Genomic DNA, 15,393 nt, shown 5'->3' on the forward strand with positions numbered 1-15,393 from the left:
TTAACTTAATATTAATTTATATTTTAACCCATGCACCACTGCAATGCACAAACACCATCATGGTGCACACTTTTGCTTTATATCGAGTCTTGTTATTTTTAAGCAAAACTTAATCAATATTTCCTTTTTGCTGAGATCTTCACGAAATTACAGGCATCAGTATACTGAGTTTCTTTTTGCAAAATTTTGCACTCAAATGGAACCTAAACATGCAAAATATTGACTTACTTTTTCTTCTTCTTGGTGCGGTTTTAGTCCTTGCCATGCATGCGGGCTTTGCTTTTTTAGAACTAGGGACAGTTCGTCATAAAAATCAAGTCAACGCTTTAAGCAAAATTTTAACGGACTTTTCACTTTCCGCAATTGCCTACTTCTTTGTAGGTTATTACATTTCCTATGGACACCATTTTTTCCATATCGGGGATACCTTAGCGGCGGATCATGGTTATAACCTGATGCGCTGTTTTTTCCTGCTCACTTTTGCGGCCGCAATTCCAGCCATTATTTCAGGCGGTATTGCCGAGCGTGCCAAAATGCGCTCACAAGCGATTGCCACCGTGTTATTGGTGGCCTTGGTTTATCCTTTCTTTGAAGGAATCGCATGGAATGGCAACTTTGGTTTACAACAGTGGCTACAAGACACTTTCGGTGCAAGTTTCCATGACTTCGCAGGTTCAGTGGTGGTACATGCTATGGGAGGCTGGATCGCTCTGGCTGCGGTGGTTCTACTCGGTGCACGTGATGGTCGCTACAAAAAAGATGGTCGTGTCAGTGCACATCCCCCTTCGTCTATTCCTTTCTTGGCTTTAGGTTCATGGATTTTGATTGTTGGTTGGTTCGGCTTTAACGTGATGAGTGCACAACGTTTAGATGCAATTTCAGGACTGGTCGCGATTAACTCACTTATGGCCATGGTTGGCGGAACTTTAGCAGCCAACTTCGCAGGAAAAAATGACCCGGGCTTCTTACACAATGGTCCTTTAGCGGGTCTTGTGGCAATTTGTGCAGGTTCGGATGTCGTACATCCGATTGGGGCATTGGTGATTGGCGCCATTGCTGGACTGATTTTTGTCAAACTTTTCACCTACACCCAAAACAAGCTGAAAGTCGATGATGTACTCGGAGTATGGCCTTTGCACGGCGTATGTGGTGCCTTTGGTGGGCTTGCAGTCGGGATCTTTGGTCAAAAATGGCTTGGGGGCTTAGGCGGTGTTGCGATGATGTCACAGCTGATTGGTACGCTCTTAGCTATTGGTATTGCTGTTATTGGTGGATTGGTGGTCTATGGCTCTTTAAAAGCCACGATGGGCATTCGTTTAAGCCAAGAAGATGAATTCCGCGGTGCAGATTTATCCATTCATAAAATCTCTGCCAACTCAGATGACAGTATGTTCTAAACACATTTCCATTTTAATGCGGCTCACATTGGCCGCTTTTTTTTATTCGTATTGAACATTATAAGAGGCTTTTAGCATTCTAAATAATCAAAAATCTCAGACAATGCCGTAATACTCGGTGCAGTCATCTGTACTGAGGGTACATGAAAACCAGATAGCCACAGGGCTTGCATTCCAGCCTGCTGCGCACCTTGTACATCATTAATAGGATGATCACCGATAAATAAGCATTGCTCCACCTCAACAGCCAGTTGCTGTAAGGTGTCAATAAAAATATCAACTTGAGGTTTGGCTTGGCCAAACAATCCAGAGCTATTGATCACATCAAAATAATGCTGAAAGCCCAAGCCATTTAATATAGACAGCCGTGTGGCATGACCACCATTTGAAATAATGGCGAGTTTATATCCTGCTTGCTTTAGACGGGTCAGCGTTTGTTCTGCCTCAGGCATCGCCACTGCACTGGAACCAAACTGCTCAAACCAGAAATTGCTTAATGCTTCTAAATGCGGAGGCGCCTGCCAGTTTAACTCCTGTAGCAAAGCGTAAGCCACTGAAGCACCGATACTGGGATGGGTTAAATACTCTTTTAAGGGATAACCACCATTGTCGATCCGATTCACAATCGACTCAATCTGTTCTACATCGACGAAGTTAAGTTGGCTTTGATAATAGTCGACAAGGCTTTGACTAAAAGCCGCAACACTTCGCCCACGATGCGTCAAGGTATTATCCAAATCAAATAGAACAGCACGTATCGACATGTTTAAACCTCATGTATTTGAGAGCAAATGTAACACTGAACCGACACTTTGTATTCGCCTTAAAGCGATAACCAAAGCACAGATCATGCTAAAGCAGATGAAACAGCGTTTATGTTAAGCCTCGTTTAAGCTGACGCTGTTGGAATAGCGCTTATTTTCAGAACATGGCCTCACTTGTGTCGGATCAGCAACGTTTTTTCATCCTTCAGTTTTTTATTTTGACGCTGGGTTTTGCCGTATTGTGGCTGCTCTTCCCTGTAGCGGGCACCATCGACTTACAACTGATTCACCCCTTTATGGATCAAACTGGTCATTTTCCACTAAAGCGCGACTGGGCCTTAGCAGAACTGAATCACCGTTATGTTAAAGACATCATCATCGCAGTGTATGTAATTTATTTGCTGAAATGGCTCGCTTCATATAAATGGGCTGCGTTAAAACCCCAGCGTTGGCAAAATGGCTATTTCATTGGCTTAGTCCTCATCAGTACCAGCCTCATTGGAATTTTAAAATCACAATCCGCGCATGCCTGCCCATGGGACATGACTCTGGCCACGACACATGATTTCTTTTGGGACTTATCCGCCAGCGCAGGACATTGCTTCCCTGGAGGACATGCCGCAACAGGTTTTGCGCTCTTTGTGGGATATTTCGTATACCGTCTAAATGAACCCAAACGCGCGTGGTTTTATTTTCTTGCCGCCCTCATTCTAGGCTTTGTCATGGGTTGGGCGCAAATGATGCGGGGCGCACATTTCCTCAGTCACAATTTATGGACGGCATGGGTGATTTGGCTGGTCAATGTACTGGCATATGCGCTGTGTTATAAGCAGTTTACACAGCCCAGCCCAAATCAAGCCGAAACTACAGCTTAAAGATCACTTGAACTTGTAAGCCGCCCAATCCTGTACTTTGTCCAAAGTGCAGTTTGGCGCCAATTTTTTCTGCGGCTTTATCGACAATGGATAAACCCAGTCCACTGCCGACTTCCAGATGATGATGTACGCGATAGAAACGCTTTAAGATATGATCATAAAGCTCTGGCGCAATGCCCGGCCCACTGTCTTCAATTTGAACAATGGCTTGCTGATCTTGTTGATAAATGGAGACATTAATCACGCCCTGTTCAGGCGTATATTTAATCGCATTATCCAAGAGATTATAGACAATCGAATGTAAGGCAGAACTTTGAGTTTCTATCCACAGTGCTTCATGCTGTTCCAAGCCCAAATCAATGTTTTTCGCTAGTGCCAGTTCCATCAGTTGCTCCATACATTCAACTGCTACATCACTTAGCCCTAGTCTTTGTGTAGGTTCTAAACTTGGTACAGAAGCATCCTGTTTTGCCAAATTGAGCAATTGTGATACCAAATGTTGAATCCGAATTAAGCCTAAACTTAGGTTTTTTAACGCTTGGTGTTCTGGAAATTCATGCAGCAAAATTTTCATTTGCAAATTCAGCGCAGTAATCGGGGTTCTGAGCTCATGCGCTGCATCGGCAATGAATTGCTTTTGTTCTTGTTGCGACAGCGAAATTCGTTCAAATAAACGATTCATTTCATTAATGGTCGGCAGAATTTCCAGTGGATAACCGTCTGGACGAATCTCACTCAGTTCATATGGTTCACGCTGTGCAAGTTCCGCTTTAAACTCATCCAAGGGCTTTAGGCTGCGTCCAATAATCCAACTCAGCCCCCATAAAGCCAAAGGCATAAACAGTAAATACGGAATCAACATATTGGCCGCCAGCTCTAAAGCCAGCTTTTGTCTTACACTACGCTGCTGACTGACTTGAATTTGATACTTTTCTGTTGGCAGCACATAGGTATTCCATAACCCCTGTGCCGTGTGATGGGTATAAAATCCCGCTTTTTTGACAGGTTGTATTAATAAATCAAACTCATGTTGCCGTTGTTCAGGCAGTCCATACGACCAGACATCTACAAATAAATCTTCTTCGTGATAGTGTCTGTCCGCTTCAAACTCACTCTTAATTGGAGCGGGATCATGCGCGGCAACACGCTCTGCCAAATTACGCATTTGTGCATCGAGGATCTCATTGGTCTCTTCAAGTGCAATGCGATACGCTGCAATCACCAACAAACACCCCATCACAATACTGAATAAAGAGGTATAGGTAATCAGTTGACGCTTTAAGGAAACAGGAGTCGACTTCGCCATCGTTATGCTTCAACCTGCCCCAAACGATAGCCTAAACCCCGAATGGTACGGATAAAGTCTTTGCCAAGTTTGGCACGTAAATGGTGAATATAAACTTCAATGGTATTGCTATTAATTTCCGAATCAAGGTCATAGAGCTTTTCTTCCAAATTGGTTTTGGAAAAAATTTTATTGGGATGACTGACCAGAGGAATTAAAATAGCCCATTCTCGGTTCGACAAATCAATGGTCTGCCCTTTGTATTTGGCTAAGTGCAAATCTTCATCTAACTCTAGACCTGCATAACTCAAAGTCTGGCTTTGTTTTTGCTGTTTTAACGCGCCACTACGACGTAATAACGCATGAATACGTGCCAACAACTCATCAAACTCATAAGGCTTAATTAAGTAATCATCCGCACCATGGTTTAAACCATCGACTCGGTTTTGTAACTGATCTCGTGCCGAAATAATCAGCACAGGCAAAGTCGGATAAAGCGAGCGAATATTTTTTAGGACCTGCATCCCATCCATCATCGGTAGACCCAAATCCAACAACACCACATCAAATGGATATTGTTGTAATTGCTTTAAACCATCAAAACCATTGTTGACCCACACCACATCAAACTGCTGATAACGCAGCAGCGTTTGTGTGGACTCTGCAATCATAAAATCATCTTCAATAATCAATATTTTTGACATGGTCTAAGCGCTCGCTTTGGTCGCAGTACAGTGTTCTAACATATTATTTTTTGAATCAATCACCGTACTTTTTACCCCAAGTAAACTCAATAAGCTTGGGAACAAATGATCTTGGCTTAATTCTTGGCTTTTTTGTTGCCCTAAGCAAGCGATTTGTTGCGGATTCTGCTTTTGCCATGTTTCTGAAAACCACATCAGCATCGGTACGTGGGTCTGTTGGCTCGGTGCAATAGCATAAGGTGAACCATGTAAATACAGACCGTGCTCACCAGTCGACTCACCATGGTCAGATAAATACCAAAAACCGGTCTCAAAGTTTGAGTTTTGCTTTAATACACCGATCAGTTGACTCAACACATGGTCGGTATAAACAATGGAGTTGTCATAACTATTTTTCAGCTGTTCAGGTGTGCAGGCTTGAATGGCATTGGTTTCGCACATTGGTTGGAAGGGCTGAAACTTAGGCGTTGAACGCTTATAGTAAGCTGGTCCATGACTGCCCATTTGGTGTAATACAATTAAACGTGGCGTTTTATCATCAGCCGAAATACCGGTCATATAGGCTTTTAAGCTATCCACCAAAATTTCATCGGTACATTCACCATCGGCTGAACACCATTTTTTCTGTATCGGTTCAGGAATTTTATACTGCTCAACCCGATCACAAACGCCTTTGCAGCCAGAATTATTGTCAATCCATGTCACTTTGTAACCTGCACGCTGTGCAAGATCTAATAAACCTTCACGGTGGTGCGCTAACTGTGCATCATAGTTTTCACGTGGCATGCCTGAAAACATACAAGGCACCGAAACTGCAGTGGCTGTCCCGCAAGAACTGACTTGATTAAAGTTGATGACATTGAGTTTTTCCAGCTCAGGGTTGGTCTTTTTCGCATAGCCATTTAGAGAAAAACTTTCTGCACGTGCCGTTTCACCGACCACCAAAACCATCAATTTCGGCAAGTTTTGCTGTCCGACTTGCTCCACCAAATGGGCATCTTCACCATAAGTCACTAACGGTAAATGCTGCTGTGGTCGATTCTTTTTATAATACGACAGGGTTGAACTGATCGCATTTTGCGGTGAAATCATCCCTTTGAGATCACGATGCTCACGGAAAATCGCGGCATAATCAACAAAGAAAATAAATAACATGCCTGCAATCAGAAAAATAGAGACTGCACTACCGAACAGCTTGTGCAATAACACGGTTTTTAAAGGATCACGGCGGATTTTAACCTTAAATAAAACGACTAAAGGTAGCACCACCATCGCCCCAATCCACAGTACTAGACGCCATGACAACAAGTCGCGCACTTCATTGCCATCGGTTTGCATCATGTTTTGGATCTGATCTGGTGTGATCGAAACGCCTAAACTGTTGACAAAATAGGCACTCATTCCACCAATGATGATCAATAACGCAGCCAACCCTTTAGCCATCGGCCGCCACTGTAGCAGCTGAAAAACCAAATGATAAAAAGCCAACACCACCAAAACGGTAGCGCCGATAAAGGCATACGCTTTAAAACCATGATACGGTGTAAGCAACTGAACTTGCTTATAGAACATCACATTTAAAACCACGGCTAACCACAGCGCCAAATATACGTTAAAGCGCGAAAGTGAAACTTCTTTAAAAATAGACTGCAAATTGAACATTTTAAATCATGTCTTGCTGAGCGGATGCCCCAATGTAGTTTTCTAAACTTAAAACTCGCTTAAATAAAAAAGGCGCTGTGGCCGAATATATAAAGTCATACCGATCAGTTAAGCAATCAGATGCCCTTTTTGAGCCGCCCAATATTATTTGATACGCGGAAGCGTCATCCGCAACCTGCATGTCCATTTAAAAGGAATATTTTTGCAGAATGATCATTTAAATGCAGAAAAGCAAAAGGTTTTGCGGATGACAAATGTTTTTGGTTCTTTTGGCTACGCAAAAGAACGGACGAGCTCCAAATATTAAATTTTAAAATACGAAGATTCCATCATGAACGACAAAAAGTTAAGGAGTTTCTATAAAACTCCTTAACTGATCAGCATTAATCTGTATAGACTTTACCCTTTTCTATCACTTAAACATTAAAATTTGTATTCAATCCCTGTGCCTACTACAGGTTGTTTGGTTTCAAATGATGCTTGTTCAAGCGTCAAAATCCCTGCGTAACCATAAGCTTTAACTTGCTTGGTAAAGGCATAATCAGCACCTGCAATAAACTGCTGTGCATCAAAGTCATCTTTAGATGTTTTAAAGCTGGTTGAGTTTTGACTGTATTGAGCTTTCACTGTCCAAGCTTTGGCAGTCGGTAAGTTATATTCAGCCCCAACCAACCAGCCTTGTGCGTCGTCTATGGTAGCTGCGACAGCATCATTACCTTGTACATCCGCCACTTCAGAAGTTTGATATAAGGCTTTCAACGCCAAACCATTATTCAGATTTACTCGGCCAATGGCACGCAAAGTATCAGCTGCTGCAAAGGCACTACCTGCCACCCCGCCAGTCACTTCAGGCGCTGAAGCATTCAAAGTGCCACGTCCTGCAAAGGTTGACGGAATGGCCTTATCATAACCAATCCCTGCAACAAACTTTTTACTGTCATAGACCACTGATGCTGACCAAGCATCGCCCAGACCACGCCCTGCAACTTTTGCACCGCCTTTAGATTTTTCAATACCACCAGCTTCACCTGTTGCTAACAGTGCCGCAGCTTTCAGTTTACCTGCGCCCACTCCCCAAGCAGGTGTTTCATAGACCAGCACGTTATCGACTCGGTTTTCACCCGTGAAAATCCCCGCCACATCGGCTTTGTTGGCCACATAGTTATTAAAGGTATCTACCACTGAAGACAGTTGTTTAACGGGGGTATCAATTTTACCGACTTTCAATGTGCCAAGTTTCTGGTCTTGTAAGCCAACGAGTAAATTACGCGGAACGAAAGTATCCGTGCTACCACCATTGTCCACATAGAAGGTAAATTCAGCTTGGTATAGTGCATTTAAGCGATCTGTTAGCTTCTCTTCGCCCTTTAACCCCAAAAAGGAGTTGTTAGAGTTCAGCTCGACCACATCGCGGTCTTTATTTGGTGAAGTATTGTCTTCAGGTAAATAATCGGCCGTAACATCAATTTCACCATAAAAAGTAGGTGCTGCGAATGTTACCCCTGCCACTAAACTTAAAGCGATTGCGGCTGCAATTTGTGTTTTCATTATCAAAATATCCTACGGTAAATTTGTTACAAATATTACCGTTCAGACATATATGACAAAACAATTAAAAAATTATTTAGTTATATTTTTTAATTGTTTACATCATTATTTAGCACTTTTTATGATTTATTTATGAATGAATTATGAAAGGTCTGAATGCATCGCAATGCCACGCCATTTGAAGATAAACCACAGGCTCAACATCGCAATGACTACAATCATACACAGATAATTAAAATAGCCGAGCCAATCTCCCAATAGACCGCTCACACTATACAAACCACCACTGACAGTGGCCATCAACGCTACTTGAAAAGTAAAGTCCGTGCCTGCCATATGTTTACGACTGTACTGCATCACTAGGGTGAGCATGACCACCAACAGCATCGATGAGGTCATATCTTCAAAGGCATTGATCAGATATATCAGCCACGGCTGCATACTGTGCTGGTTTTCATATTGAAAGGCCAACCATGTATAAGCCGCCAGACTGAATATTTTAAGCACCGAATACAGCACTAAAGCCGTGGCACGACGAATCAACTTCAAACTATAGCCCGCAAGTCCTGCACCCATTAAGGCGGCACATGCACCTAGCATGGTGACATAAAGCCCTATCTGAGAAAAACTCAGCCCCAAATCGACCATTAAAGGTTTCAAAAGTGGCCCTGCTAAACCATCCGCTATTTTAAAGCTCAGCAGCACTGCCAACCATGCTGCGAGTACGGGACTCTGGACAAAATAAGCCAAATAGTTTTTGATCTCTTGGAGATTGAAAGGTGAAGGCTGAGCTTCTGAAACAGCTCGATGCTTTGGCTCTGGATAAATTAAAATCGGCAGCGTGTTTATAAAGACCATTGCCGCCAGCATCAAAAAAGTGCTCTGCCAGCTCAGCCAATCTAGTGCCCACAAGATTGCACCACCACCGACAATAAAACCCAGACGCGATCCAATTACCTGAAAGGTATTACCCCAGTGCTGTTGCTCCCCTTTTAAAATATTAACCGCCAATCCATCGGTTGCAATATCTTGCGTTGCCCCTAGCAAATTCATACTCAGGAGGCCCACAAAGAAAGCCCATAAATAAATAGGTTGATTTAATCCATCAATCGGGAGGAAAGACAGTCCGATCAGCACCAGCACCGTAAGAAACTGCAATGGAATAATCCAACTCCGATAGTGGCCGAAACGGGTGATCCCAAAGCGATCTAACACTGGTGCCCAAAACACTTTGATCGACCATGGCAACATCAGCAGTCCAAAGCCCCCAATCTGTGCCAATGAAACACCCTGCACTCTTAAAATGACGGGCAAGGCATGGGTCATAAACCCGACGGGTAAGCCCTGCGCCCAATACAATGAAAACAGCAAAATATATACATTGCGAATCTGTAGCATGCTGTTCCTATATACATGGATTGGTCAAAATGTTCATCTGAGATCGGTATCCGTTCACTTTTTTTGCCAATGAATTCAAGCCAATCAGTGCTTATGATGAGATGATATACATCTTGGTCGATTGAGTATAATAACAATGAACCAATATTTTCCAGAGCTACCAGATCAAGTTCCAAGTCGTAACTCATCTGCATTCACTCGCGCTATTTTTAAGCAGCTCTTTTTAGCGCAAGGTTGGCGCTTTGTTGGCGAATTTCCCAATCTACCTAAAGCGGTAGCAATTATTTCACCGCATACCTCAAATATCGATGCATGGCATGGCTTTACGGCTCTATTGGGCTTAGGCCTGCAAATCACCATTTTTGGCAAGAACAACTTGTTTCATACCCCATTGAAACCGTTACTTGAGTGGATTGGCGTGATTCCAGTCAATCGTAGCCATGCTCAAGGGTTAACCCAAGACATTATCGATATTATTCACAGCAAAGAAAAAATTTGGGTCGGTATGGCACCTGAAGGCACACGTAAGCAAGCGGAATCCATCCGTAGTGGCTTTTATCGCATTGCGCATGGTGCACAGATTCCGATTGTGATGTTTTCTTTTGACTATGCGCAAAAAACCATCCACTGCTTGGGCGTATTTCATCCCACAGGACATTTTGAGCAAGACCTAGAGCATATTTTAGATCTGTATATCGGCAAATTTTCAGCCAAGAACCCAAAATGGTTAGCCAAGCCTTTACAAAAACGCTTAAAAAATAGCTAGTAAATCAAGGTCGAATCTGCTGAGATGTGCACCATTATTTGTTTTGCGTTTTAGTATTTTTGACCATGAATTTTGCTCGTTTATCTCTGATTGGTGTACTCACACTGACTATGGCAGGATGTGATCTTGCATCAAAGAAAACACCAACAACAACTCCCATTCAAGCCCGCGAACCTGTGATTGCGATTGCACTCGGCGGTGGCGGTGCCAAAGGTTTTGCACACATTGGGGTGCTTAAAGTTTTAGAGTCACATGGTATTAAACCTAAAATTGTCACAGGAACCAGTGCGGGAAGTTTTGTGGGCAGTATCTATGCCAGTGGTAAAACGCCTTTCCAGCTTCAGCAAATTGCCTTGACCTTAAAAGAATCGGACATTCGAGACTTAACCCTCAACTCCCAAGGGTTTGTTCAAGGTCAAAAGCTGCAAGACTATGTCAACAAACACGTCGGCAACAAACCGATTCAACAGTTCCCTATCCGCTTTGCTGCGGTGGCGACCCGTCTTGATACTGGACGTAAAGCCGATTTTATCAAAGGCAATGCAGGCCAAGCAGTACGTGCCTCATGCAGTATTCCGAACGTTTTTGTCCCTGCAGTGATTGGTGGAACCAAGTATGTTGATGGCGGTCTGGTCAGCCCAATTCCAGTCAAAACAGCCAAGGACATGGGTGCGGATATTGTGATTGCTATTGATATTTCAGCGCGCCCTGTCGGTAACAAACCCCTCAATATGTGGGGCTTGCTCGACCAGACCATTAATATTATGGGGCAGCAAAGCATCAATGAAGAATTGAGCCAAGCGACTGTGGTGATTCAACCCAAAGTCGGACACTTGGGCACTTTGGACTTAAAAGCCAGCAATCAATCTATTTTAGAAGGTGAAAAAGCTGCACAGCTCAAAATTAAATCGATTGAAAAAGCCATTGTCGATTTTAAAAAGACCCCAGCTGCTTTTAAACCTGCCCCTAAAGCCAAATTCTAAAAAATTTGATTTTTAATATTCAAAGACTTATTCATCTGCTAAATTGATATAGATGCTTCTGCATCTATATCCCTATAACGAATATATGAGTAGATGTATGGAATTTGCTTTTGAGCCTTGGCACTGGTTTGTATTGGGCGTTCTGTTAATCCTATCAGAGCTGATTCTGCCTGCTTTTGCCGCATTGTGGTTCGGTATTGCGGCCATTATGGTCGGTATTCTGTACTGGATGTTCCCCATGATGGGCGTTACCACGCAGTTTGTGACGTGGATTATTTTGTCGATTTTATGCACTTTACTTTGGTTTAAGTTTATTAAACCGCTTTCGACTGACAAGACCAAAGCAGGACTGTCTCGCGAAGCAACCATCGGTCAAATTGGCATGGTGATTCAAGCGAGTCCTGAAAATGAACACATTCGCGTTCGCTTTCCCATTCCAGTACTCGGTTCAGATGAATGGAACTGTCGTACTTTAGATAAAGTCCATGTCGGCGACCGTGTTCGTGTCGTTGAAATACTGGGCAATGATTTAATGGTCAAAGCACATCTCTCAAGCAACGAAAATAGATAAAAGTGAGTTAAGCATATGTCTGGTGGATTTATTGTCGTTTTAGCAATTTTGGCTTTTGCCGCTGTCACCATTTTTAAAGGTGTCCGTATTGTTCCACAAGGTTATAAATGGATCGTGCAACGTCTGGGTAAATACCATACCACGTTGAATCCAGGTCTCAACTTTGTGATTCCTTATGTCGATGAAGTGGCTTATAAAGTGACGACCAAAGACATTGTATTAGACATTCCCTCTCAAGAAGTGATTACCCGCGATAATGCCGTTTTGCTTATGAATGCAGTGGCCTACATCAACATCACCACGCCTGTAAATGCCGTCTATGGGATTGAAAACTATACATGGGCCATTCAAAACTTAGTGCAAACCTCACTGCGTTCAATCGTTGGTGAAATGGATCTCGATGATGCGCTATCGTCTCGTGATCACATTAAAGCCAAACTTAAAGCAGCCATTTCGGATGATATTTCAGACTGGGGGATTACCCTCAAAACCGTTGAAATCCAAGACATTCAACCCTCTTCAACCATGCAAGCAGCAATGGAAGCGCAAGCGGCAGCTGAGCGTCAACGTCGTGCGACCGTGACCAAAGCCGATGGTGAAAAACAAGCCGCGATTTTAGAGGCAGATGGCCGTTTAGAAGCGTCTCGCCGTGACGCAGAAGCGCAAGTCGTCTTAGCAGAGTCTTCTCAGCGTGCTATTGAAATGGTCACTTCTGCTGTGGGCGATAAGGAAATTCCTGTGGCTTACTTGTTGGGTGAACAATATGTCAAAGCGATGCAAGATATGTCTAAATCGAACAACGCTAAAACAGTGGTGTTACCAGCCGATATTTTAAGTACCATCCGCGGTGTTATGGGACGTAAAGACATCTAACTGATGCTTGGTTTGATTAAATGAGGACAGCTTTCGAGCTGTCTTTTTTATTGGGGTTGTGAAAAAACTCAAGCCTCTAAGGAACAAGCATTAAAAAAGAGGACACGCTATGTCCTCTTTTTTTAATCTAAACACTGAAACTTAGCTTTGGCGAGCCAATAAAAACTGTGAAATCTGATTAAGTTCTGCTGCCGCATCAGTTGGGAAATAAGCCAAAGCAGCAAAGGCTTGATTATGCAAAGTCTTGGCATAGTCTTGTGCAGCCTCAAGTCCCATCAAGGCTGGATAAGTCGATTTTTCGACTTGCTCATCCTTCCCTGCGGTTTTACCCAGTACATCTGTATTTGAAATGATATCTAAAATATCGTCTTGCACCTGAAAAGCCAAACCAATTGCCTGCGCATATTCGCGTAACGTAGGAATCGCTTGATCGCAACCGTCAAATACAGTCACCGCGGCCATCATCACCGCAGCAGAGATTAATGCACCCGTTTTATTCCGATGGATATTTTCAAGTGCAGCCTGATCGACACGTTTACCTTCGGCTTGCAGGTCAAGGACTTGGCCACACACCATTTTAGAGCTCGCTGTCGCTAAAATTTGCATCTGCTTCAGTACAATACCCTGATCAACCACTGGGCCAGCATCAAACAGTCGACTACCTAAAATTTCAAATGCCATAGACTGCAAGATATCACCCGCAAGCAAAGCTGTATCTTCACCATAAGCCACGTGACAGGTCGGCTGACCACGGCGCAAAAGATCATTGTCCATACACGGCAAATCATCATGTGCCAAGGAATAACAATGAATCAGTTCCACAGCCACAGCGGCACGGCGCACGGCAGCGGCAGCGGCATTATTGTTTGGATTTAAATGTGCCGTGGCATAGCACAGCGCAGGACGCACACGTTTGCCACCTAACATGACCGCATGATGCACAGCACTCTTTAACGGTTCCGGAATTGAAAAAGCATCAAGTGCCGTCAATAAATCATCGTGAATACGTTGTTGAGCCTGTTGGAGTGCATTTGCTGATACGTCGGTTAGTGCTGACACATTCGCCTCGAATAACAATAGGATAAATTAATCTGGTGCTCAGTTTGACTGAGTCGATCATTTGAAATGATCTGTTGGCATGATACTGCTTTCTGCCCGCTTTCTCTATGCCGAAAGCACAAACAAGGCACAGTATTCTATTAATTTTTGCAGACGAGGTGATAAGAATGACTTTTCTACTATTTCAAGCAACCATTACACAAGCAATTAAGCTCTAAAATTCACCGCTCATGCTCTTGGTTATTTTTCGCATGCTTATCACAGACCTAGAGTTGAGATAAAAAAGCCTCTACAGAGAGAGGCTTTTTACATAGCGCTACTCCAAGCTTTCCGCTGGAATACACACCCAACCTTCCATCAACACGCGAGCACTACGACTCATGACAGCTTTTTTCACTATCCACTGACCCTTTTCTTGTATCGCTTGCGCTCCGACACGTAAAGTCCCTGAAGGATGACCAAAACGAACCGCTTCACGTGCTCCACCACCCGCGGCCAAATTGACCAAGGTTCCAGGTATCGCTGCTGCGGTACCAATGGCAACAGCCGCTGTCCCCATCATCGCATGGTGTAATTTACCCATAGAAAGTGCACGAACCAATAAATCGGTGTCTTGCTCTGTAATGGTTTTACCACTCGAAGAGACATATTGTTTTGGCTTAGAAACAAAAGCAATTTTAGGCGTGTGTTGACGACTGCCAGCTTCAGAAATGTCTTGAATCAGCCCCATCTGTTTTGCACCATAGGCACGAATGGTTTCAAAACGCGCTAAAGCTTTGGCATCGCCATTAATTGCGTCTTGTAATTCACTCCCCGTGTAGCCAATGTCTTCTGCATTTAAGAAAATAGTCGGAATACCTGCATTGATAAACGTTGCTTGAAAGCGACCAATCTCTGGAACCTCTAAAGTGTCAACCAAATTCCCTGTTGGGAACATTGCACCCCCATCTTCACCATCATCGGCTGGATCTAAAAATTCAATTTGCACTTCTGCAGCTGGGAACGTCACGCCATCAAGTTCAAAATCACCTGTTTCTTGAACTTGGCCCTGCGTAATAGGTACATGTGCAATAATGGTTTTTTGAATATTCACCTGCCAAATGCGGACTGTGCAGATGCCATTTTCTGGAATACGTGCAGCATCGACCAAACCATTTGAAATCGCAAATGAACCAACAGCAGCCGTTAAGTTACCGCAGTTTCCACTCCAGTCGACAAAAGGCTGATCAATCGACACCTGCCCAAATAAATAGTCGACATCATGTTCGGGCTGTTGGCTCTTCGCTAAAATCACCGTTTTACTGGTACTCGATGTTGCACCACCCATACCATCAATCTGCTTTGCATAAGGATCGGGGCTACCAATCACACGGAGCAATAACTGATCTCGAACGCGTCCAGCCTGTTGCGCGGCTTCTGGGAGATCATCTAATTTAAAGAATACGCCCTTACTGGTCCCTCCACGCATATACGTTGCTGGAATTTTGATTTGCGGTGCAAAACTCATT

Annotated in this window: 14 protein-coding genes; 6 read left to right on the plus strand and 8 right to left on the minus strand. The window is 43.5% G+C overall.

The window, feature by feature from the left end:
- Positions 1 to 209 precede the first annotated feature (209 nt).
- The gene (locus HYI04_RS10460; RefSeq protein WP_159153200.1) at positions 210 to 1,397 is read left to right on the plus strand and encodes an ammonium transporter; all 1,188 of its coding nucleotides are present in this window, start codon (positions 210 to 212) and stop codon (positions 1,395 to 1,397) included.
- Between the two features lie 71 nt (positions 1,398 to 1,468).
- Here the strand turns inward: HYI04_RS10460 and HYI04_RS10465 are convergent, their stop codons facing one another.
- On the minus strand, positions 1,469 to 2,161 hold the full coding sequence (locus HYI04_RS10465) for an HAD family hydrolase (protein ID WP_159153199.1): 693 nt from the start codon (positions 2,159 to 2,161) through the stop codon (positions 1,469 to 1,471).
- Positions 2,162 to 2,325: 164 nt separating this feature from the next.
- On the opposite strand from HYI04_RS10465, the gene HYI04_RS10470 reads away from it, so the two are divergent.
- Complete coding sequence (locus tag HYI04_RS10470; protein WP_159153198.1) at positions 2,326 to 3,036, plus strand: phosphatase PAP2 family protein; 711 nt, start codon at positions 2,326 to 2,328, stop codon at positions 3,034 to 3,036.
- Here the strand turns inward: HYI04_RS10470 and HYI04_RS10475 are convergent.
- The 5 genes from HYI04_RS10475 to HYI04_RS10495 form a co-directional block, all read right to left on the minus strand.
- Positions 3,026 to 4,342, minus strand: coding sequence for an ATP-binding protein (locus HYI04_RS10475; protein WP_062034374.1), 1,317 nt, complete (start codon positions 4,340 to 4,342; stop codon positions 3,026 to 3,028). The two genes, HYI04_RS10470 and HYI04_RS10475, sit on opposite strands and share 11 nt — an antisense overlap.
- 2 nt (positions 4,343 to 4,344) lie before the next feature.
- Entirely contained in the window at positions 4,345 to 5,025 is a 681-nt protein-coding gene (locus HYI04_RS10480; protein WP_004694591.1) for a response regulator transcription factor, read from the minus strand.
- A 3-nt stretch (positions 5,026 to 5,028) separates the two neighbouring features.
- Positions 5,029 to 6,687 (minus strand): phosphoethanolamine transferase, encoded by a 1,659-nt coding sequence (locus tag HYI04_RS10485; RefSeq protein ID WP_159153197.1) that lies wholly within the window; start codon positions 6,685 to 6,687, stop codon positions 5,029 to 5,031.
- Positions 6,688 to 7,110: 423 nt separating this feature from the next.
- The gene (locus HYI04_RS10490; RefSeq protein WP_104221787.1) at positions 7,111 to 8,235 is read right to left on the minus strand and encodes a porin; all 1,125 of its coding nucleotides are present in this window, start codon (positions 8,233 to 8,235) and stop codon (positions 7,111 to 7,113) included.
- Positions 8,236 to 8,376: 141 nt separating this feature from the next.
- Positions 8,377 to 9,633: an MFS transporter gene (locus tag HYI04_RS10495; RefSeq protein ID WP_159153196.1), complete on the minus strand. Its 1,257-nt coding sequence runs from the start codon at positions 9,631 to 9,633 to the stop codon at positions 8,377 to 8,379.
- A 136-nt stretch (positions 9,634 to 9,769) separates the two neighbouring features.
- Between HYI04_RS10495 and HYI04_RS10500 the strand changes: the two genes are divergently transcribed.
- The 4 genes from HYI04_RS10500 (at position 9,770) to HYI04_RS10515 (ending at position 12,826) form a co-directional block, all read left to right on the plus strand.
- Positions 9,770 to 10,399 carry a 1-acyl-sn-glycerol-3-phosphate acyltransferase gene (locus HYI04_RS10500; RefSeq protein ID WP_160362357.1) on the plus strand — a complete coding sequence of 210 codons (630 nt, stop codon included), beginning with the start codon at positions 9,770 to 9,772 and terminating at the stop codon, positions 10,397 to 10,399.
- A gap of 65 nt (positions 10,400 to 10,464) precedes the next feature.
- The gene (locus HYI04_RS10505) at positions 10,465 to 11,382 is read left to right on the plus strand and encodes a patatin-like phospholipase family protein (protein ID WP_160362356.1); all 918 of its coding nucleotides are present in this window, start codon (positions 10,465 to 10,467) and stop codon (positions 11,380 to 11,382) included.
- A gap of 97 nt (positions 11,383 to 11,479) precedes the next feature.
- Positions 11,480 to 11,953: an NfeD family protein gene (locus HYI04_RS10510; protein WP_160362355.1), complete on the plus strand. Its 474-nt coding sequence runs from the start codon at positions 11,480 to 11,482 to the stop codon at positions 11,951 to 11,953.
- A 15-nt stretch (positions 11,954 to 11,968) separates the two neighbouring features.
- On the plus strand, positions 11,969 to 12,826 hold the full coding sequence (locus HYI04_RS10515; RefSeq protein ID WP_004981272.1) for an SPFH domain-containing protein: 858 nt from the start codon (positions 11,969 to 11,971) through the stop codon (positions 12,824 to 12,826).
- Positions 12,827 to 12,967: 141 nt separating this feature from the next.
- Here HYI04_RS10515 and HYI04_RS10520 read toward each other — a convergent pair whose 3' ends face one another.
- Positions 12,968 to 13,885, minus strand: a complete 918-nt coding sequence (locus tag HYI04_RS10520; RefSeq protein ID WP_160362354.1) for a polyprenyl synthetase family protein — start codon at positions 13,883 to 13,885, stop codon at positions 12,968 to 12,970.
- 316 nt (positions 13,886 to 14,201) lie between these two features.
- Complete coding sequence (gene prpF, locus HYI04_RS10525; RefSeq protein ID WP_178896131.1) at positions 14,202 to 15,392, minus strand: 2-methylaconitate cis-trans isomerase PrpF; 1,191 nt, start codon at positions 15,390 to 15,392, stop codon at positions 14,202 to 14,204.
- Position 15,393 lies beyond the last annotated feature (1 nt).

Origin of the sequence: Acinetobacter sp. SwsAc2, assembly GCF_013391465.1 — a bacterium.
Lineage (GTDB): Bacteria > Pseudomonadota > Gammaproteobacteria > Pseudomonadales > Moraxellaceae > Acinetobacter > Acinetobacter johnsonii.

Bases quoted from the DNA above. Each gene is read 5' to 3' on its own strand.
- HYI04_RS10490 (WP_104221787.1), bottom strand. From the start codon at position 8,235: ATGAAAACACAAATTGCAGCCGCAATCGCTTTAAGTTTAGTGGCAGGG.
- HYI04_RS10515 (WP_004981272.1), top strand. From the start codon at position 11,969: ATGTCTGGTGGATTTATTGTCGTTTTAGCAATTTTGGCTTTTGCCGCT.
- HYI04_RS10505 (WP_160362356.1), top strand. From the start codon at position 10,465: ATGAATTTTGCTCGTTTATCTCTGATTGGTGTACTCACACTGACTATG.
- HYI04_RS10460 (WP_159153200.1), top strand. From the start codon at position 210: ATGCAAAATATTGACTTACTTTTTCTTCTTCTTGGTGCGGTTTTAGTC.
- prpF (WP_178896131.1), bottom strand. From the start codon at position 15,392: ATGAGTTTTGCACCGCAAATCAAAATTCCAGCAACGTATATGCGTGGA.
- HYI04_RS10470 (WP_159153198.1), top strand. From the start codon at position 2,326: ATGGCCTCACTTGTGTCGGATCAGCAACGTTTTTTCATCCTTCAGTTT.
- HYI04_RS10485 (WP_159153197.1), bottom strand. From the start codon at position 6,687: ATGTTCAATTTGCAGTCTATTTTTAAAGAAGTTTCACTTTCGCGCTTT.
- HYI04_RS10510 (WP_160362355.1), top strand. From the start codon at position 11,480: ATGGAATTTGCTTTTGAGCCTTGGCACTGGTTTGTATTGGGCGTTCTG.
- HYI04_RS10475 (WP_062034374.1), bottom strand. From the start codon at position 4,342: ATGGCGAAGTCGACTCCTGTTTCCTTAAAGCGTCAACTGATTACCTAT.
- HYI04_RS10465 (WP_159153199.1), bottom strand. From the start codon at position 2,161: ATGTCGATACGTGCTGTTCTATTTGATTTGGATAATACCTTGACGCAT.
- HYI04_RS10495 (WP_159153196.1), bottom strand. From the start codon at position 9,633: ATGCTACAGATTCGCAATGTATATATTTTGCTGTTTTCATTGTATTGG.
- HYI04_RS10500 (WP_160362357.1), top strand. From the start codon at position 9,770: ATGAACCAATATTTTCCAGAGCTACCAGATCAAGTTCCAAGTCGTAAC.
- HYI04_RS10480 (WP_004694591.1), bottom strand. From the start codon at position 5,025: ATGTCAAAAATATTGATTATTGAAGATGATTTTATGATTGCAGAGTCC.